At 75.0% G+C, this 17,242-nt stretch carries 18 protein-coding genes and 1 riboswitch; of the genes, 11 read left to right on the top strand and 7 right to left on the bottom strand.

Annotated features, from left to right (window positions below):
- Positions 1–117: 117 nt before the first annotated feature.
- Positions 118–978, bottom strand: coding sequence for a 3-hydroxybutyryl-CoA dehydrogenase (locus IF45_RS0115875; RefSeq protein WP_003947145.1), 861 nt, complete (start codon positions 976–978; stop codon positions 118–120).
- A 397-nt stretch (positions 979–1,375) separates the two neighbouring features.
- Complete coding sequence (locus IF45_RS0115880; protein ID WP_030308029.1) at positions 1,376–2,326, bottom strand: DMT family transporter; 951 nt, start codon at positions 2,324–2,326, stop codon at positions 1,376–1,378.
- Here IF45_RS0115880 and IF45_RS0115885 point away from each other — a divergent pair.
- From IF45_RS0115885 to IF45_RS0115900, 4 genes are all read left to right on the top strand, one after another.
- Positions 2,325–3,812 (top strand): aminotransferase-like domain-containing protein, encoded by a 1,488-nt coding sequence (locus IF45_RS0115885; RefSeq protein ID WP_242536820.1) that lies wholly within the window; start codon positions 2,325–2,327, stop codon positions 3,810–3,812. The two genes, IF45_RS0115880 and IF45_RS0115885, sit on opposite strands and share 2 nt — an antisense overlap.
- Before the next feature lie 41 nt (positions 3,813–3,853).
- Positions 3,854–4,327, top strand: coding sequence for a GNAT family N-acetyltransferase (locus IF45_RS0115890; protein WP_008411039.1), 474 nt, complete (start codon positions 3,854–3,856; stop codon positions 4,325–4,327).
- Between the two features lie 99 nt (positions 4,328–4,426).
- Entirely contained in the window at positions 4,427–5,002 is a 576-nt protein-coding gene (locus tag IF45_RS0115895; RefSeq protein WP_008411042.1) for a histidine phosphatase family protein, read from the top strand.
- 25 nt (positions 5,003–5,027) lie between these two features.
- Complete coding sequence (locus tag IF45_RS0115900; protein WP_030308035.1) at positions 5,028–5,549, top strand: AAA family ATPase; 522 nt, start codon at positions 5,028–5,030, stop codon at positions 5,547–5,549.
- Positions 5,550–5,559: 10 nt separating this feature from the next.
- Here IF45_RS0115900 and IF45_RS0115905 read toward each other — a convergent pair whose 3' ends face one another.
- On the bottom strand, positions 5,560–7,011 hold the full coding sequence (locus tag IF45_RS0115905) for an MFS transporter (protein ID WP_030308036.1): 1,452 nt from the start codon (positions 7,009–7,011) through the stop codon (positions 5,560–5,562).
- A 118-nt stretch (positions 7,012–7,129) separates the two neighbouring features.
- Here IF45_RS0115905 and IF45_RS0115910 point away from each other — a divergent pair, with 118 nt between their 5' ends.
- From IF45_RS0115910 to IF45_RS0115925, 4 genes are all read left to right on the top strand, one after another.
- Entirely contained in the window at positions 7,130–7,726 is a 597-nt protein-coding gene (locus tag IF45_RS0115910) for a TetR/AcrR family transcriptional regulator (protein ID WP_018896166.1), read from the top strand.
- A gap of 64 nt (positions 7,727–7,790) precedes the next feature.
- On the top strand, positions 7,791–8,645 hold the full coding sequence (locus IF45_RS0115915) for a GNAT family N-acetyltransferase (RefSeq protein WP_030308038.1): 855 nt from the start codon (positions 7,791–7,793) through the stop codon (positions 8,643–8,645).
- 168 nt (positions 8,646–8,813) lie between these two features.
- Complete coding sequence (locus IF45_RS0115920) at positions 8,814–9,434, top strand: NAD(P)-dependent oxidoreductase (protein ID WP_030308040.1); 621 nt, start codon at positions 8,814–8,816, stop codon at positions 9,432–9,434.
- A gap of 84 nt (positions 9,435–9,518) precedes the next feature.
- Positions 9,519–11,741 carry an NADP-dependent isocitrate dehydrogenase gene (locus IF45_RS0115925; protein ID WP_003947137.1) on the top strand — a complete coding sequence of 741 codons (2,223 nt, stop codon included), beginning with the start codon at positions 9,519–9,521 and terminating at the stop codon, positions 11,739–11,741.
- Between the two features lie 188 nt (positions 11,742–11,929).
- Here IF45_RS0115925 and IF45_RS0115930 read toward each other — a convergent pair whose 3' ends face one another.
- Both IF45_RS0115930 and IF45_RS0115935 read right to left on the bottom strand, forming a co-directional pair.
- Positions 11,930–12,334 carry a DUF5997 family protein gene (locus tag IF45_RS0115930; RefSeq protein ID WP_003947136.1) on the bottom strand — a complete coding sequence of 135 codons (405 nt, stop codon included), beginning with the start codon at positions 12,332–12,334 and terminating at the stop codon, positions 11,930–11,932.
- A 56-nt stretch (positions 12,335–12,390) separates the two neighbouring features.
- The gene (locus tag IF45_RS0115935; protein ID WP_030308042.1) at positions 12,391–13,272 is read right to left on the bottom strand and encodes an NAD-dependent epimerase/dehydratase family protein; all 882 of its coding nucleotides are present in this window, start codon (positions 13,270–13,272) and stop codon (positions 12,391–12,393) included.
- Positions 13,273–13,357: 85 nt separating this feature from the next.
- Here IF45_RS0115935 and IF45_RS0115940 point away from each other — a divergent pair, with 85 nt between their 5' ends.
- Together IF45_RS0115940 and IF45_RS0115945 are read left to right on the top strand one after the other, a co-directional pair.
- A complete protein-coding gene (locus IF45_RS0115940; RefSeq protein WP_030308044.1) occupies positions 13,358–13,939 on the top strand; it encodes a TetR/AcrR family transcriptional regulator in 582 nt (193 codons plus the stop codon).
- Positions 13,940–13,995: 56 nt separating this feature from the next.
- Entirely contained in the window at positions 13,996–14,832 is an 837-nt protein-coding gene (locus IF45_RS0115945; protein ID WP_030308045.1) for a LysR family substrate-binding domain-containing protein, read from the top strand.
- Positions 14,833–14,885: 53 nt separating this feature from the next.
- On the opposite strand, the gene IF45_RS0115950 is transcribed toward IF45_RS0115945, so the two are convergent.
- On the bottom strand, positions 14,886–15,437 hold the full coding sequence (locus IF45_RS0115950; RefSeq protein WP_003947132.1) for a GNAT family N-acetyltransferase: 552 nt from the start codon (positions 15,435–15,437) through the stop codon (positions 14,886–14,888).
- Between the two features lie 83 nt (positions 15,438–15,520).
- A riboswitch (ZMP/ZTP riboswitch) is annotated at positions 15,521–15,609 on the top strand.
- Positions 15,610–15,630: 21 nt separating this feature from the next.
- Between IF45_RS0115950 and IF45_RS0115960 the strand changes: the two genes are divergently transcribed.
- Positions 15,631–16,491 (top strand): bifunctional 5,10-methylenetetrahydrofolate dehydrogenase/5,10-methenyltetrahydrofolate cyclohydrolase, encoded by an 861-nt coding sequence (locus IF45_RS0115960; protein WP_003947131.1) that lies wholly within the window; start codon positions 15,631–15,633, stop codon positions 16,489–16,491.
- 7 nt (positions 16,492–16,498) lie between these two features.
- Here the strand turns inward: IF45_RS0115960 and IF45_RS0115965 are convergent, their stop codons facing one another.
- The gene (locus IF45_RS0115965; protein ID WP_003947130.1) at positions 16,499–17,194 is read right to left on the bottom strand and encodes a TetR/AcrR family transcriptional regulator; all 696 of its coding nucleotides are present in this window, start codon (positions 17,192–17,194) and stop codon (positions 16,499–16,501) included.
- Positions 17,195–17,242 lie beyond the last annotated feature (48 nt).

Below are 17,242 nucleotides of genomic sequence, written 5' to 3' on the forward strand. Positions count from 1 at the left end.
CGCGACCGGCGGTGGTACGCGCGAAGGCCGCCCCTTCGCGGCGGAAAAGGCGGCCTTGATGTCGCGCGGGCTACCGGGCCCGTGGTGGCCGGGGCTCGTGCGGCCCTCGGCGCCGGCTCACTGGTAGGCGTAGAACCCGGAGCCCGTCTTCCGGCCCAGCCGGCCCGCGTCGACCATGCGCTGGAGGAGCGGGGGAGCGGCGTACAGGGGCTCCTTGTACTCGGCGTACATGGAGTCGGCGACCGAGGCGACCGTGTCGAGGCCGATCAGGTCGGAGAGCTTGAGGGGGCCCATGGGGTGGGCGCAGCCGAGTTCCATGCCGTTGTCGATGTCCTCGCGGCTGGCGATGCCGGACTCGAACATGCGGATGGCGGAGAGGAGATAGGGGATGAGCAGCGCGTTGACGACGAAGCCGGAGCGGTCCTGGGCGCGGATCGCGTGCTTGCCGAGGAGCTTCTCCACGACGGCCTGGGCGCGGCTGATGGTGCCCTCGGAGGTGGTCAGTGCCGGGATCAGCTCCACCAGGCTCTGGATGGGAGCCGGGTTGAAGAAGTGGATGCCGATGACCTGGTCCGGGCGGCTGGTCGCCACGGCCAGCTTGACCAGCGGAATGGAGGAGGTGTTGGAGGCCAGGATGGCGTCCTCGCGGGTCACGACCTGGTCGAGGACCTGGAAGATCTCCGTCTTGACCTGCTCGTTCTCCACCACGGCCTCGATCACGAGGTCGCGGTCGGCGAACTCGCCTAGGTCGGTGGTGAAGGTCAGCCGCTCCAGGGTCTCGTTCAGCTCGTCCTCGGTGATCTTCCCGCGCGCCGCAGCCTTGGTCAGGGAGTTCTGCAGGCGGGTGCGGCCGATCTCCAGGGCCTCGCCGGTGGTCTCGGCGACCATCACGTCGAGCCCGGACCGGGCGAACACCTCGGCGATGCCCGCTCCCATCTGGCCGCAGCCGACTACGCCGACGCGTGCGATATCCGCCATCGAGTCCGTCCCTCGTGTCTCTCGCTGATCTTCGGACCGGCTACGTCCAGGGTGCGGACGTGCGCCTGAACGCTGAACGTTACTCCGGATGAGTGCTCCCGTGGCGAGGCGGGGCGTTCGCTCCGGCTCACAGAAAGCCCTATAGCAAGACAAGGGCCTTAAGAGTGATGAAAGGTGCGAAACGGATAAAAAGGGTGCATGGAGTCCGGGGTGCGCCGGTCTCGTGCGGGAAGGGCGGACGGGGTGATCGGCGGAGGCGGGGCGGTTCGGCTGTGAGTATCCGCACGCCTCGGTGCGGGATGGCGGGGGCTTCCGCGTGGCCGGGAGCAGTGGCGGTGCGTGACCGGGGCGCCGCACGGGGTGCCGGGTGATGGTTCCGTGCGGCGGGCCGGGGTGGTCAGCCGCGGGCGCGCTGGGTGACGGCGATGCAGACCAGCACGCCCGTCGCCGCCAGCGGGGCCGCCCAGGTCAGCTCCTCGCCGAGCAGCCAGAACGACCAGACCAGCGTCATCAGTGGCTGGGCCAGCTGGAGCTGGCTGGCCCGGGCCACCCCGATCCCGGCCATGCCCCGGTACCAGACGTACAGCCCGAGGAAGGTCGACCCCGCGGCGACCCAGGCGAGGCCCACCGCGCCGTGCGGGCTCCAGTGGACCGGTTCCAGGCTGAGGGCGACCACCGATCCGGCGACCGTGACGGGCAGGCAGAGGACCAAGGCCCAGCCGACCACCTGCCATCCGGGCATCAGGGCGGCGAGCCGGCCGCCCTCCGTGTAGCCGGCGGCGCAGACCAGCAGTGCGCCGAAGAGGTACAGGTCGCCGGCGGACAGGGCGCCGCCGCTCTGCTGCCAGGTGAAGGCGGCCACCACCGCCGCCCCGGCCACGGCGGCCGCCCAGAAGACGCGCGAGGGGCGGTGGCCGGTCCGCAGTGCCGCGAGCGTCGCCGTGGTGAGCGGCAGCAGGCCCACCACGACGGCCGCGTGGGCGGTGGAGGAGGTGCCCAGCGCCAGCGTGGTCAGCAGGGGGAAGCCGATCACCACACCGCCGCCGACCACCGCGAGCCCGGCCCAGTGGCGCCGCTCCGGCAGCGGGACCCGCTGCGCCAGCAGGAACACCGCGGCGACGGCGGCGGCCAGGACGCCGCGTACGGCCACCAGCGACCACGGGCCGAAGCTCTCCAGGCCCCACACGGTGGAGGGGAAGGTCAGGGAGAAGCAGAAGACGCCGAGCAGGGCGAGGGCGGTGCCGGAGCGGGGCCGGGTGCCCGGGCCCGACGACCGGGCGGCCGTGGGGGCGTGCGGGGGAGTGACCGCTTTCGCGGTGCGGGCGGTAGCGCTACTCTGTGCTCTCATGACCGAGCGTAGCAGTGTGGCGGATCTGGCGAAAACTCTGCGAGAAGAGGTGGACCGCTACTCTCCGGGGGAGCGTCTGCCGTCGAGCAGGGCGCTGGTCGAGCGGTACCGGGTCAGTCCGGTCACCGTCTCCGGGGCGCTCGCGCAGCTCGCCGCCGAAGGGGTCGTGGTCACCCGGCCCGGCGCCGGCGCGTACCGGGCCGAGCCGAGCGGCCCGGCCAAGCCCGCGCCCGGGGACACCTCCTGGCAGGAGGTGGCGCTGTCGGCGCAGACCGCCGCCGGGCCCGTGCCCCGCTCGGTGGACGCCTCCGGCGTGCTCGACACGCTCGCCGAACCGCCGCCCGGCGTCATCGAGTTCAACGGCGGCTACCTGCACCCCTCGCTCCAGCCCGAACGCGCGCTGGCCGCCGCGCTGGCCCGGGCCGGACGCAGGCCGGGGGCGTGGAACCGGCCGCCCACCGACGGGCTTTTCGAGCTGCGGGCCTGGTTCGCCCGCCAGATCGCGGGGCCCGGCGGCGAGGGCGGGCCGACCGGCGCCGACGTGCTGATCACGGCGGGCGGACAGTCCGCGCTGACCACGGCCCTGCGGGCGCTGGCGCCGCCGGGTGCGCCGGTCCTCGTCGAGTCGCCGACCTACCCCGGGATGCTCGCGGTCGCCCGCGCGGCGGGGCAGCGGCCCGTCCCCGTACCGGTCGACGCGGACGGCCTCAGGCCCGAGCTGTTGGCGGCGGCGCTGCGGGCCACCGGTGCCCGGGTCCTCGTCTGCCAGCCGCTCTTCCAGAACCCGACCGGTGCCGTGCTCGCCCGTGAGCGGCGTCGCGAGGTGGTGCGGATCGCCCGCGACGCCGGGGCGTTCGTCGTGGAGGACGACTTCGCGCGCAGCCTCGCCCACGAGGACGCGGGCGCGCTGCCGCCCCCGCTCGCCGCCGACGACCCGGACGGCGTCGTCGTCCATCTCCGCTCCCTCACCAAGATCACCTCGCCGAGCCTGCGGGTCGGTGCGCTGGCCGCGCGAGGGCCGGTGCTGGAACGGCTGCGGGCGATCCATGTGGTCGACCAGTTCTTCGTCCCGCGCCCGCTCCAGGAGGCCGCCCTCGAACTGGTCGGCTCCCCGGCCTGGCCCCGCCACCTGCGGGCCGTCGCCGCCGCGCTCCGCCCGCGCCGCGACCACCTCGCCGCCGAACTGCGCCGCCAGGTGCCCGCCCTGGTCCAGGCCGCCGCTCCACGCGGCGGATTCCACCTGTGGGTCCGCGCCCCGGAGGGCACCGATGAAGCGGCGCTCACCGGGGCCGCCCTGCGCGCCGGCGTCGCGGTCACCCCGGGCAGGCCGTACTTCTGTGCCGAGCCGCCCGCCGTCCACCTGCGTCTCGGTTTCGCCGCCACCGCCGGTACGGCCGAGATCACCGAAGGGGTGCGCCGCCTCCGTACCGCCTGTGCGCAGGCGCTGCCCCACGGCGCCGGGGGAGAGGAGCAGGCTCCCGCGTAATCCGGCTGCACGCGCCCCCTCCCGCCTGCGAACCTCGCCCTGTGATCGATACTCAGGAACTCCTCGACGCCGCTGTCCGCCACCCGCTGCCCGCGGGATACGTCTGCTCCGCCGACCCCGGGCGCTTCGACGCGGACCTCGTCCACCGCTGGCTCTCCACCGACGCCTACTGGGCGATGGGCCGCAGCCGCGAGGCCCAGGCCCAGATGCTCGCCGGCTCGCTCGTCTACGGGGTGTACGAGGAGGGGTCCGGCGCGCAGGCGGGATGCGCGCGGGTCGTCACCGACCTGGCCGCCTTCGCCTACCTCTGCGACGTCTACATCGCGCCGGACGCCCGGGGGCGCGGGCTCGGCACCTCCTTCGTGGCCGCCGTACTCGCCGACGTGGTCCAGCGGGCGCCGCACGGAATGCACCACGTCCTGCTCGCCACCCACAACGCCCACGGCGTCTACGCCAAGCTGGGCTTCACCCCGCTGCCGCGCCCCGAGCAGTGGATGGTCCTCGGCGGCTCCTGACCCGGCGCGCGACGGTGGCCCCAGAGACGGCGTTGAGCCTCAACTCCCCCTGGGGGAGGCCCTCTTGACCCGAGGCGCGATTGCCCCGACGATCGCCGCATGCACGTTCGGGTGACGCTCGTCACAGCACCGCTCGGCACCTCGCGACTCGCCGAGCGGTTCGCCGACGACCGCCCGCTGGACCAGGCCGCCTGGCACGCCGTGCAACTCGCCTCGCACGCCCTGGTCCCGCTCAGCGCCGCCGACCTGCGCTACTGCTCCCCGACCCACCGCAGCCGGGCCACCGGCGACGCCCTCGGCTTCGCCCCGCTCGTCCAGCCCGCCCTCAGCGACTGGGACATGGGCGGCTGGCGGGGGCTGACCCTCGGCGAGGTCGCGGCGCACGACCCGCGCGCCGTCGACGCCTGGCTCCGGGACCCGCGTGCCGCACCACACGGCGGGGAGAGCCTGCTCGACCTCGTCACCCGCGTCGGCGGCTGGCTCGACACCCGCCCCTTCGAGGACGGCGGCGCCCTGGTCGCCGTCGCCGAACCCGCCGTCGTCCGCGCCCTGTTGGTCTACGCACTCAAGGCGCCCCCGGCCACCTACTGGAACGTCGACCCCGGCCCCCTCTCCGCCGCCACCGTCACCGGCCACCCGGGCCGGTGGAGCCTGCGGATGGAGGCCCCGCGCTGAGCGGCCGACGGCTACCCTCGCCGGGGTGATCATCTGGCTGAACGGCACCTACGGCGCGGGAAAGACCACCACCCGCGAACTGGCCGCCCTCCTGCCCGGCTCCCGGGTCTTCGACGCCGAGACGGTGGGCGCCCTGCTCGGCCCGATCCTCGCCTCCGAGCCGGTCGGCAACTTCCAGGACTGGCCGCCGTGGCGCGGCGTGGTCGTCGCCACCGCCACCCAGGTCCTGCGGTACACCGGCGGCACTCTGCTCATCCCGCAGACCGTGCTCAGCGAGGAGTGCTGGGCGGAGCTGTCGGCGGGCTTCGCGGAGCAGGACGTACCGGTCCGGCACGTCCTGCTCCACTGCGACCCCGACACCCTCACCCACCGCATCCGCACCGACACCGCGCCCGAGAGCGCCACCGCCGGACCCTGGCGCCTGCGCCACCGCGCGCCGTACCGCGAGGCCCTGCCGTGGCTGCGCCGCAGCGCCGAGGTGGTCGACACCACGCACCTGACACCGGCTCAGGCGGCGGCGGTGATCGCGGCGGGCCGGGAAGCCTGACAGGCGCCGCCTACTCCCGGGGCGCCCGCCCCGGCAGGTACCGGCAGGCCGCCACCGTCAGCAGGGAGAGGCCCGCGATCCCCGCGCTCCAGTCGAAGGCGGCCGGGACGGCGGCACCCGGTTCCCCGCCCGCCCGGTTGTACGGGACGAGCAGGAGGGCCAGCCCCAGCGTGCCGCCGACGGTCAGCGCGGCCTGGAGGATGCCCGCCGTGACGCCGGTGTCCTCGGGCCGGGTGGTGGCGAGGATCGTCAGGTTGAGCGGGACGAGGGCCAGGCCCACCCCGATGCCGAGCAGGGTCGTCGGACCCAGCATCCCGGTGATGTAACCGCTGTCCTCGTGCAGGCGGGTCAGCCAGAGAACTGCCAGCAGGACGACGGCGAGCCCGGTGACGGCGCGGGGGCGGTGGCCGAGGCCCGCCAGGAAGCGGTCCAGGAGTTGGGTGGTGACCAGCAGGCTCAGGCCGAACGGCAGGATCGCGAGCCCGGTGCCGAGCGGACCGAGGCCGAGGACGGCGTCGAGGTACTGGACCATGAGGAAGAGGAACGAGGTCAGCACGGCGGCCAGGGTGACGAGTCCGAGGAACCCGCCTGCCCGGCGCCGGTCGGCCAGCACGTGCGGCGGTACGAGGGGCTCGGCGGAACGGCGGTCCACCGTGACCCAGGCGGCGCCGAGCAGCAGCGCCCCGCCGAGGCACAGCAGCGCGGCGGTGTCGTTCCAGCCGTGGTCGGCGGCGCGGACCAGGCCGTACACCAGCGCGGTCAGCGCGCCGACGACCAGGGCGGCGCCGGGCAGGCCGGCCGGGCGGCGGTCCGGGCGCGGGGGAGCGGGGCTGAGGGTGCGGGCGCCGAGGAGGACGACGGTCAGCGCCACCGGCACGTTGACCAGTAAGGTCCAGCGCCAGTCGCCGAGCCAGGTGAGGAGCGCCCCGAGCAGCATGCCCGAGACCGCGCCGAGGCCGGTGACGACCGCGTAGAGGCTGAACGCGCGTTCGCGCCGGGGGCCTGTGAACTCCCGGGTCAGCAGGGCGAGTCCGGCCGGCCCGGCCACGGCGGCGCCCGCGCCCTGGAGCGCGCGGCCGGCGACGAGGACCGGCAGGTTCGGGGCGAGCCCGGCGAGGAGCGAGGCGGCGCCGACCAGGCCCACGCCCCAGAGGAAGAGGCGGCGGTGGCCCAGCAGATCGCCGAGGCGCCCGGCGGGCAGCAGCAGTCCGGCGAAGGCCAGGAAGAAGCCGTTGACCACCCAGGACGCCTCGCTGATCCCCAGGTCGAGATCGCTCCGCAGGCCGGGCAGGGCGACGTTCACGATGGTGCCGTCGAGCTGAAGCATGAACTCGGCGCCGACGACGGCGAGCAGGACCAGGAGCCGGCCGCGCGGGGGGCCGTCGGGCGGGCCGGTCCCGGAGGGTGTCGTGGTCTCGGCGGGTGTCGTGGTTTCGGTGGGCGGGGGTGTCTCAGCGGACACGCGAGGGCTCCTTCGGGAGGGGCGGAGGGCAGCCGGAACGGCAAACTGAGGCCGCCTCAGGTTGCGAACAGTTAAGCTGAGGCGGCCTCAGGTGGTCAACAGCGGGAGGAAACCGTCCATGGAACCGGCGCCCTACATCGCCCGGCGCCCCAAGCGGGCCGACGGGCGGCGCAACTACGACGCGATCCTCACGGCGGCCCGGGCCGCCTTCGACGCGCACGGCTCCGGCGCCTCGCTGGAGGAGATCGCCGCCGAGGCCCAGGTTGCGATCGGCACCCTCTACCGGCACTTCCCGACCCGCGCCGCCCTGGTCGAGGCCGCCACCCGGGACGGCCTCGACGCCCTGATCGCCGAGGCGGCCGAGCTGTCCGGACATGCCGACCCGCTCGCCGCCCTCACCCGGTGGACGCGCAGCGCCGTCCGGCACATCAGCACCTTCCGCGGCCTGGTCGGCATCCTCAGTGAGGCGATGTACGACGAGGGCACCCCCTCGCACGCCGCCTGCGCGGCCATGCACCAGGGCGCCGCCGAACTGCTCACGGCCGCCCAGGAGGCGGGCCGGGTCCGCCCCGACCTCACCCCCGATGAACTGTTCGACCTGCTCACAGCCGCCGCCTGGATCCGCGAGCACGCCACCTCCCGGCCGGAGGCGGGCCCGCGCGTCCTGGAACTGATGCTGGAGGGGATCACGGCGGGACCCGCCGCCCGCCCCTGAACCCCGGGCACCCGCACCGGAAAACGGCTTGGCTCCCGCCATCCGCCGGTGGTGGAGTCCCGCCATGGACACCCCGCCGCGTACCGCCGCCCCCGCCGCCCCGAGCCCCGACGAACTCCGGGCCCACTACGACCTCCGCATGCGCCGGGAAGCGCGTCCGGACGGTCCCGGTGCCGTGGTCGAGCGGGTCGGCGAGAGCCTGCGCCAGACCGGTGGGGCCGAGGGGTGGGACGGGGTGGTCTGGTCCGGGCTCGACGTCGGTGAGGCCGATGCCGTCATCGCCGCGCACGTGGCCCACTTCGCGGCGCTGGGCCGGTCCTTCGAGTGGAAGCTGTACGGACACGACCGGCTGCGGCCCGCCGGGCGCCGGCCCGGCGAGGACGCCGAGGGGCTGGCGGCCCGGCTGCGCGCGGCGGGTTTCGTCGCCGAGCCGGCGGAGAGCCTGATGGTGGCCGAGGCCGGCCGGCTGGAGCACCGGGTCCCGCTGCCCGGGGGGACACGGCTGCACCGCCTGACCCGGCCCGAGGAGGCGGACCTGGTCGCCGAGGTCCACCAGGCCGCCTTCGGCGACGACCGGGCCCGGACCCGCGCCTGGGTCCGCGACCTGCTCACCGACCGCGCCCGCAGCAGCGCCGTCCTGGTCGTTCTCGACGGCGACCGGCCGCTGAGCGCGGGCCGGCTGGAGTGGGAGGAGGGCGGGGAGTTCGCCGGGCTCTGGGGCGGTGGCACCGTCCCGGCCGCCCGTGGCCTCGGCCTGTACCGCGCCCTGGTCGCCGAACGGGCCCGGATCGCCGCCGCGCAGGGTGTGCGCTGGGTCCAGGTCGACGCGACCGACCGCAGCAGGCCCATCCTGGACCGCCTCGGCTTCCGCACGCTCACCACCACGACCCCGTACGTGTGGACGCCGCCCGCCGGCTGACCACCGGCCGCCCGCGCGGTGGCGGGCGGGCGGGGCCGCGCCTAGCGTGAGGCTGCGGCGGACCGCACCGGGCCCGCGCGGCCGCCGGGCAAGCAGCCGCCGCCCCGGGAAAGGACACCCGATGAGCCCAGTCGCCGCCGAGCGCCGTGCGCCCGGGCGGAGCGTCCGGTGAACCTCACCGTCTTCGGCGCCACCGGCCGCACCGGCCGCGCCCTGCTCACCGCGGCCGCCGCCGCGGGCCTGCCCACCACCGCCCACGTCCGCGACCCGGCCCGCCTCGCCGGGGCCCCCGCCGGGCGGATCGTCACCGGGTCGGTCTTCGAACGCGACACCGTCCTGGAGGCCCTCGACGGCGCCACGGCGGTGGTCGTCGCCTTCGGCCTGCGCCGCCGCGAGCGCCGCGTCCCGCTCTACGCCCAGGGCACCCGCAACATCGTCGACGCCATGCACCTGCTCGGCGTCCACCGCCTGCTGGTCGTCTCCGAGGCCGCTTACGGCGACCACGTGCACGGCGCCGTCCAGCGCGGGCTGGCCAAGCTGTACGGCACCGTCGCCGCCCCCGCCGTACGCGGGCGCCGGGAACAGGACGCCGTGGTCACCGCCAGCGGCCTCGACTGGACCGTGGTGCGCCCCGCCGCCCTCACCGAGGGGCCCGCGCGGGGGTACCGCCCGCCCGCGACCGCCCCGCGCCGGGCCGACGCCCACCGCCTCACCTACGCCGACCTGGCCGAGCTGATCCTCCAGGCGCTGCCCGACCCCGCCACGTACCGGCGCAGCCTCTACCCCTGAGCGGGCGGAGGGCCCTTTCGAACAGAGGGGCCGGACGAGATATCTTGATGTCGAGCAATGTTGCAGACGTGGAGCGGAGCACCGGTGACTGACTCGACCATCTTCTATACGCACACCGACGAGGCCCCGGCCCTGGCGACGTATTCGTTCCTGCCGGTCGTCGAGGCGTACGCCTCGACCGCGGGGGTCACGGTGGAGCGCCGTGACATCTCGCTGGCCGGACGGATCATCGCGAGCTTCCCCGAGCGTCTCGCCGAGGGCCAGCGCATCGAGGACGCCCTCGCCGAGCTCGGCGAACTCGCCAAGACGCCGCAGGCCAACATCATCAAGCTGCCGAACATCTCGGCCTCCATCCCCCAGCTCAAGGCGGCCATCGCCGAGCTCCAGGGGCAGGGCTACGCGCTTCCGGACTACCCGGACGACCCGAAGACCGACGAGGACAAGGACGTCCGTGCCCGGTACGACAAGGTCAAGGGCAGCGCCGTCAACCCGGTCCTGCGCGAGGGCAACTCCGACCGCCGCGCCCCGGCCTCGGTGAAGAACTACGCCAAGGCCCACCCGCACCGCATGGGCGCCTGGACGGCCGACTCCAAGACCAACGTCGCCACCATGGGCGTCGACGACTTCCGGTCCACCGAGAAGTCCGCCGTGGTCGCCGAGGACGGCACCCTGCGCATCGAGCTGGTCGGTGACGACGGCTCCACCACCGTGCTGCGCGAGTCCGTACCGGTCCTGGCCGGCGAGGTCGTCGACGCCTCCGTGCTGCGCGTCGCCGCCCTGCGCGAGTTCCTCACCGCGCAGATCGCCAAGGCCAAGGCCGAGGACGTGCTCTTCTCCGTGCACCTCAAGGCGACGATGATGAAGGTCTCCGACCCGATCATCTTCGGCCACGTGGTCCGCGCCTTCTTCCCGAAGACCTTCGCCCAGTACGGCCCGGCGCTCGCCGCCGCCGGCCTGAGCCCCAACGACGGCCTCGGCGGCATCTACAAGGGCCTGGAGGGCCTGGCCGAGGGTGCCGAGATCAAGGCGTCCTTCGACGCCGAGCTGGCCGAGGGCCCGGCGCTCGCCATGGTCGACTCCGACCGCGGCATCTCCAACCTGCACGTCCCCAGCGACGTCATCGTGGACGCCTCCATGCCCGCGATGATCCGCACCTCCGGCCACATGTGGGGCCCGGACGGCGAGGAGGCCGACACCCTGGCCGTCCTCCCGGACAGCAGCTACGCCGGTGTCTACCAGGCCGTCATCGAGGACTGCCGCGCCAACGGCGCCTACGACCCCTCCACCATGGGCTCGGTGCCGAACGTCGGCCTCATGGCGCAGAAGGCCGAGGAGTACGGCAGCCACGACAAGACCTTCGAGGTGCCCACCACCGGCACCGTCCGCGTGGTCGACACCAAGAGCGGCGAGGCCGTCCTGGAGCAGACCGTCGGCGCCGGCGACATCTTCCGGATGTGCCAGACCAAGGACGCGCCCATCAAGGACTGGGTGAAGCTCGCCGTCACCCGCGCCCGCGCCACCGGCAACCCGGCCGTCTTCTGGCTGGACGAGGACCGCGCCCACGACGCGCGCCTCATCGAGAAGGTCCAGGCGTACCTGCCGGAGCACGACACCGAGGGTCTGGAGATCAAGATCCTCTCGCCCGTCGAGGCGACCCGCTTCTCCCTGGAGCGCATCCGCCGCGGCGAGGACACCATCTCCGTCACCGGCAACGTGCTGCGCGACTACCTGACCGACCTCTTCCCCATCCTGGAGCTGGGCACCAGCGCCAAGATGCTGTCGGTCGTCCCGCTGATGAACGGCGGCGGTCTCTTCGAGACCGGCGCCGGCGGCTCCGCCCCGAAGCACGTCCAGCAGCTCGTCAAGGAGGACTACCTCCGCTGGGACAGCCTCGGTGAGTTCCTCGCCCTGGCCGTCAGCTTCGAGCACCTCGCGCAGACCACCGGCAACGCCCGCGCCCAGGTGCTGGCCGACACCCTGGACCGCGCCACCGGCACCTTCCTCAACGAGGACAAGTCGCCCAGCCGCAAGCTCGGCGGCATCGACAACCGCGGCAGCCACTTCTACCTCGCCCTGTACTGGGCGCAGGAGCTGGCCCAGCAGACCGACGACGCCCAGCTCGCGGAGGCCTTCGCGCCGCTGGCCGCGACCCTCGCCGAGCAGGAGGGGACGATCGTCGCCGAGCTGGCGGCCGTCCAGGGCAAGCCGGTCGACATCGGCGGCTACTACCAGCCCGACCCGGCCAAGGCCGAGGCCGTGATGCGCCCGTCGAAGACGCTGAACCAGGCCATCGCCACCCTGGCCTGACCTCGTACGGTCCCCGGACCGCACAGGAACGCCGCCCCGCCCCGGACCTCGTGTCCGGGGCGGGGCGGCGTCGTCGTGCGGCCAGGGCCAGAGCCAGGGCCAGGGCCGGTCCGGCGGCTCCGTACGCGGTGTCATGCCGAAGGCGCGGCCCGTCCGGACCGCGCCTTCGCGCCTCGCGTGCGTGCCGCTCAGTCCTCCGCGCGGGCCGCCTTCTCCGCCCGGGCCGCGTCGCGCTCCGCGATGCGGGCCGTCTCCTTGCGGACGTCGGCCTGGGTGGCGCGCTCCTTCTCCAGCCACTCGGGCCGCTCGTCCTTCAGCGCCTCGATCTGCCCGGTGGTGAGCGCCTCGGTGACGCCGCCGCGGGCCAGCCCGGCGATGGAGACGCCCAGCTTGGCGGCGACCACCGGACGCGGGTGCGGGCCGTCGCGCCGCAGGTCGCGCAGCCACTGGGGCGGGTCGGCCTGGAGGGCGTTGAGCTCGGCCCGCGAGACGGGCCCCTCCTGGAACTCACTGGGGGTGGCCGGGAGGTACACACCCAGTTTCTTCGCCGCGGTCGCGGGCTTCATGGTCTGGGTGTTCTGGTGCGAGGTCATGCCGACCAGGGTATCGAGCACCGGTGGCTGCTCCGAACCACCCGCTCGCGGGACCGTCAGCCCCCGAGGTTCTCCAGGTCGGCGAGGAGCCCCGGCCGGACCGGCGTCCAGCCCAGCCCGGCCCGGGTACGGGCGCCGGAGGCGGGCTGGTCGGTGGCGAAGACCGGCCCCAGTGGCCCGAAGGCCTCCTCGGGCACCGACTCGACGGGGAGTCCGAGCCGGCGTCCGATCACCGAGGCGATGGCGCGGACCGCGACGCCCTCGTCGGCCACGGCGTGCCAGGAGCTGCCGCCCGGCGCCTCCTCCAGCGCCAGCCGGAACAGCACGGCGGCGTCGAGGGCGTGGACCGCCGGCCAGCGCTGCGCCCCGTCGCCCGGATATCCGGCGACGCCGGTACGGCGGGCGTGCTCCGTGAGCAGGCCGGCGAAGCCGCCCCGGCCGTCGTGGTGGACGGTGCGCGGCAGCCGGACGGCGGCGGCGCGCACCCCGCGCGGGGCGAGGGCGAGGACGCGGGCCACCGATTCGCTGCGACCGCCGACCGGGCCCTCGGTGGGCAACGGGTCCTCCTCGGTGGAGGCCCGGCCCGGCGCCACCGGCGTGCCCGCGACGGTGACGAGCGGCCGGCCGGTGCCGATCAGCGGGCCGGCCAGGGCGGCGAGGGCCTCGGCCTCCTCGGTGACGTCCCGGGCGATGGCCTCGGGTGAGCTGAAGTCGTTGCCGAAGGCGAGGTGGATGACGCCGTCGGCCCGCTCCGCGCCGGCCCGCAGGACCTCCAGGTCGGTGAGGCTGCCGCGCAGGGGCGTGGCTCCGGCGGCCTCGGCGCGCTCCGCAGAGGAGGCGGAACGGCTGAGCGCGGTGACGGTGTGCCCGGCCGCGACGAGTTCCGCGACGACGGCGGAACCGACGAGCCCGGTCCCGCCGGTGATGAAGACCTTCATGGGTGCTCCCCGACGTGATGCGACAGGTGTCGCGTCATGGTAGCGCGAGTGATGCGACACCTGTCGCATCCCCTAGGATGGCGACATGCCGAGATGGAAGCCCGACGCCGGACAGCGGCTGGTCATGGCCGCGTTCGAGCTCTTCGCCGAGCAGGGCTACGACGGCACGACCGTCAGCCAGATCGCCACGCGGGCGGGGCTCACCCGTAGCACCTTCCACCGGCACTTCTCCGACAAGCGGGACATTCTCACGGCGGGTCAGGCGACGCTCAGCCGTCTGCTGACCGACGGCATCGCGGCGGCCCCCGCCACCGCGACCCCCGTGGAGGCCGTCGCCCGTGGTCTGGAACGGGCCTCGGCCGGGATGACCACGTTCAACCGCGAGCTGAGCCCGCTGATGCGCGCGGCGCTCGACGCCGACGAGGAGCTGCGGGAGCGCGAGGCGCTCAAGAGCGTCGGCATGGCCCGGGCGATGGCCGAAGCCCTCCGCGCCCGGGACGTTCCCGACCCGGCGGCCCAGGTGACGGCCGAACTCGGGGTGCTCGCCTTCAAGACCGGTTACGGCCGGTGGGCCGGGGCCGCGCAGGACGAGGCCCCCGGCGGACTGCCGGCCCTCACCGTCGCCGCCCTGCGCGAACTCCACGCGGCCGCCGCCGGGCTCACCTGACGTACCGCCCGCCCACGGGGGAGCGGCCGCACGGAACCGGCCGGTAGCCTGGCCGGGTGACAAGCACCGAAGACCGGCCCGCCGCCGACGCGTCCCCCTCCTTCCGGCTCGCGTTCGTCCCCGGCGTGACGCCCGGCAAGTGGGTGCGGATCTGGCAGGAGCGGTTCCCCGCCGTCCCCCTCACCCTGGTGCAGGTCCCGGCCCCCGAGGCCACCGCCCTGCTGCGCGCGGGCGGGGCGGACGCGGCACTGCTCCGGATGCCGGTCGACGGCGAGGACCTCAGCGCGATCCCGCTCTACACCGAGACGACCGTGGTCGTCGTCCCCCGGGACCACCTGCTCACCGCGGTGGACGAGGTGCCGGTCGAGGAACTGGCCGAGGAACTCGTCCTCCACCCGCTCGACGACCCCCTGGAGTGGGAGCACCCGCCGGGGCTGCCCGCGATCGAACGCCCCGCCACCACGGCCGACGCGATCGAGCTGGTGGCGGCCGGGGTCGGCCTGGTGGCCGTGCCGCAGTCGCTGGCCCGTCTGCACCACCGCCGCGACCTCACCTTCCGGCCGCTGCTGGACGTCCCCGCCTCCCGGGTCGCCCTCTCCTGGCCCGAGGAACACACCACCGACCTCGTCGACGCCTTCATCGGCATCGTCCGCGGCCGCACGGCCAACAGCACCCGGGGCCGCCTGGCCGCCACCCCCGGCCCGGCCAAGCCGAAGGGCAAGGGCGCCGACGCCAAGTCCGCCCCGCACAAGGCCGCCGCGAAGTCCGGCTCCGGCGGGAAGGGGGCGCGCGGCACCACGGGCGGGCCGAAGGGGACCAAGGGCGGCAAGGCGTCCGGGGGAGCCAAGGGAGCCAAGGGCGCCAAGCGGGGGAAGCCGCGCCGCAGGTCGTAGGCGCTGCCGCTCCTCGTGAGGGGGGGCGTGCGGGGCGCTTCCCGGCGTGACCGCTACGGGGCGGGCGCGAGGTCGAGGCGCCAGACGACCTCGACGCCGTTCTCCCCGGGCGTCACCGGCCCGCCCTCCGCCGGGTTCCGGCTGATCTCGGTGAAGCCGAGCCGCCGGGGGACGGCGGCGCTGGCGGTGTTGGCCTCGTCGTGGTGGACGGCCACGTGGTCCACGCCGGGCAGCGCCCGTGCCGCCGTGATCAGCGCGCCGACGGAGCGGGTGACGAGCCCTCGGCCCGTCCACCCCGGATGGATCCAGTAGCCGATCTCCAGCCCGCCCGGCCCGATCCGCCGCATCAGCCCGCAGCTGCCGAGCACCGCCCCGCCGGCCGTCAGCGCGTACATGTACGCCTCGCCGCTCGCCCACTCCTCGTCGCAGCGCGCCAGGTACTCGTCCGTCTCGCGCGGGCCCTGCCCGGCCGCCCACGGCATCCAGGGCACCAGGTGCTCCCGTGACTCCGAGATCACCCGGTGCAGCGCCTCGGCGTCCTCGCGGCGCCAGCGGCGCAGCTCGGCGGGGTGGGCGGGGAGGAGTTCGGGGGGCGCGATGTCCATGCCGGGGATGCTGTCGCAGCGGGCCGCAGGCGGGCAAGCGGCTTTCGCCGGGCGCCTCGCGCCCGCCCCCGTCCAGTAGGGTGACGGCGGGCCGTGACTGGCGCTGAGGTGGAGAACCACCGGGGAGCGGCCCGGCGACCCGCCTTCCGTGCCGCGCGCCTGGGCGACTCACCGCGAGCCCCGGGAGCGCCCCATGACCCAGTCACCGACCGCCCGCCTGATGGACGGCACCGCACTCGCCCGCCGGATCACCGAGGAGAGTGCCGAGGCGGCGGCGGAGCTGCGCCGGCGTACCGGCACCGCCCCGTGCCTCGCCACCGTGCTGGTCGGGGAGGACCCGGCCTCGGTCACCTACGTGCGGATGAAGCGCGCCCGCTGCCGCCAGGCCGGCATCGCGTCACGGCACGTCGCCCTGCCCGCCTCGGTCACCACCGCCGAACTGGTCGGGACCGTCACCGCGCTCTCCCAGGACCCGTCCGTGCACGGCATCCTGCTCCAGCACCCGGTGGGGCCGCACCTCGACGAGCGCGCCGCGTTCGAGGCCATCGCGCCCGAGAAGGACGTGGACGGCGTCACCACGCACTCCTTCGCCGCCATGAGCTTCGGCCTCCCCGGCTTCGTCTCCTGCACCCCCGGCGGCATCATGCGGCTGCTGGACGCGTACGGGGTGGAGCCCGCCGGCAAGCGCGCGGTCGTCGTCGGACGCAGCGCCATCCTCGGCAAGCCCGCCGGGATGCTGCTCCTCGCCCGCGACGCCACCGTGACGTACTGCCACTCCCGCACCGCCGACCTGGCGGCGGCCGTCCGCGAGGCCGACATCCTGATCGCCGCGGTCGGCCGCCCGCGCTTCCTCACCGGTAGTGACCTCAAGCCGGGCGCGGTGGTCGTCGACGCCGGCTACAACGAGGGCAACGTCGGCGATGTCGACTTCGACTCGGCCGCCACCCGCGCCTCGCTGATCACCCCCGTCCCCGGCGGCGTCGGCCCCATGACCATCGCCGTCCTCCTCGCGCAGACGGTGGAGGCGGCGGGCCGGCAGCTCGGTACCGCCTGACGCCGGGTCAGTCAGGAGTCCCGGCCGCGAGCAGCGCGCCCAGGACCCGGCGCACCGTCCGCCCGAACAGCGCCTCCGGGTCCTCGGCCGGGTCGCCTCCCGGCGCGCCGGCCAGGGCTGCCGCCAGGTGCGGATACGCGCCGGCTGCGGCCGTCTCGCCCAGGTAGGCGGCCTGTGCCGCCCGCCGGTCCGCCCCCGCCGCGCCCTGCTGCCGCTGAGCCCGGGCGAACTGCGCCACCAGCGCGTCGACGACGGCGACGACCTCCAGCCGGGCCGGGCCCGGCAGCCGCGCGGGCGCCATGGCCCGCAGGGCGAACTCCAGGTACGCCAGCCCGTGCGGCCCCAGCCGCAGCGGCTCCGGCGGCAGCTCCGCCAGCCACGGGTGCCGCAGGTGGACCGCCTTGGCCCGGACGGCCAGGGCGAGCAGGTCCTCCACGGGGTCGCCGCCGAGCGGCACACCGAGGTCGATCTCCCCCGCCACCGCGTCCGCCATCAGGTCGAGGAGGTCGTTCCGTCCGCCGAGGTAGCGGTAGAGGGAGGACGGGCCCGTGCCCAGCTCCGCGGCGACCTGCCGCATGGAGACGGCGGCCAGTCCGCTCCGGTCGGCCAGCGTGACGGCCACCGCCGCCAGTTCGGCCCTGCTGTGCCCGGCGGCAGGCCCACGGTTGCCCCGCTCGGGCCGCGTCCAGATCAGTCGCTCCATGAGCCTCTTCCGTTTGTGCGATGCGGCCTCTACTCTAAAACTGCGAAC

The sequence above is a fragment of the Streptomyces albidoflavus genome, from assembly GCF_000719955.1.
GTDB lineage: Bacteria > Actinomycetota > Actinomycetes > Streptomycetales > Streptomycetaceae > Streptomyces > Streptomyces albidoflavus.

What these genes read in the sequence shown, in the direction of transcription:
- IF45_RS0115875 (WP_003947145.1), bottom strand. Translation starts at nt 978, where the DNA reads ATGGCGGATATCGCACGCGTCGGCGTAGTCGGCTGCGGCCAGATGGGA.
- IF45_RS0115885 (WP_242536820.1), top strand. Translation starts at nt 2,325, where the DNA reads ATGACCGAGCGTAGCAGTGTGGCGGATCTGGCGAAAACTCTGCGAGAA.
- IF45_RS0115880 (WP_030308029.1), bottom strand. Translation starts at nt 2,326, where the DNA reads ATGAGAGCACAGAGTAGCGCTACCGCCCGCACCGCGAAAGCGGTCACT.
- IF45_RS0115895 (WP_008411042.1), top strand. Translation starts at nt 4,427, where the DNA reads ATGCACGTTCGGGTGACGCTCGTCACAGCACCGCTCGGCACCTCGCGA.
- IF45_RS0115910 (WP_018896166.1), top strand. Translation starts at nt 7,130, where the DNA reads ATGGAACCGGCGCCCTACATCGCCCGGCGCCCCAAGCGGGCCGACGGG.
- IF45_RS0115915 (WP_030308038.1), top strand. Translation starts at nt 7,791, where the DNA reads ATGGACACCCCGCCGCGTACCGCCGCCCCCGCCGCCCCGAGCCCCGAC.
- IF45_RS0115930 (WP_003947136.1), bottom strand. Translation starts at nt 12,334, where the DNA reads ATGACCTCGCACCAGAACACCCAGACCATGAAGCCCGCGACCGCGGCG.
- IF45_RS0115935 (WP_030308042.1), bottom strand. Translation starts at nt 13,272, where the DNA reads ATGAAGGTCTTCATCACCGGCGGGACCGGGCTCGTCGGTTCCGCCGTC.
- IF45_RS0115940 (WP_030308044.1), top strand. Translation starts at nt 13,358, where the DNA reads ATGCCGAGATGGAAGCCCGACGCCGGACAGCGGCTGGTCATGGCCGCG.
- IF45_RS0115950 (WP_003947132.1), bottom strand. Translation starts at nt 15,437, where the DNA reads ATGGACATCGCGCCCCCCGAACTCCTCCCCGCCCACCCCGCCGAGCTG.
- IF45_RS0115960 (WP_003947131.1), top strand. Translation starts at nt 15,631, where the DNA reads ATGACCCAGTCACCGACCGCCCGCCTGATGGACGGCACCGCACTCGCC.
- IF45_RS0115965 (WP_003947130.1), bottom strand. Translation starts at nt 17,194, where the DNA reads ATGGAGCGACTGATCTGGACGCGGCCCGAGCGGGGCAACCGTGGGCCT.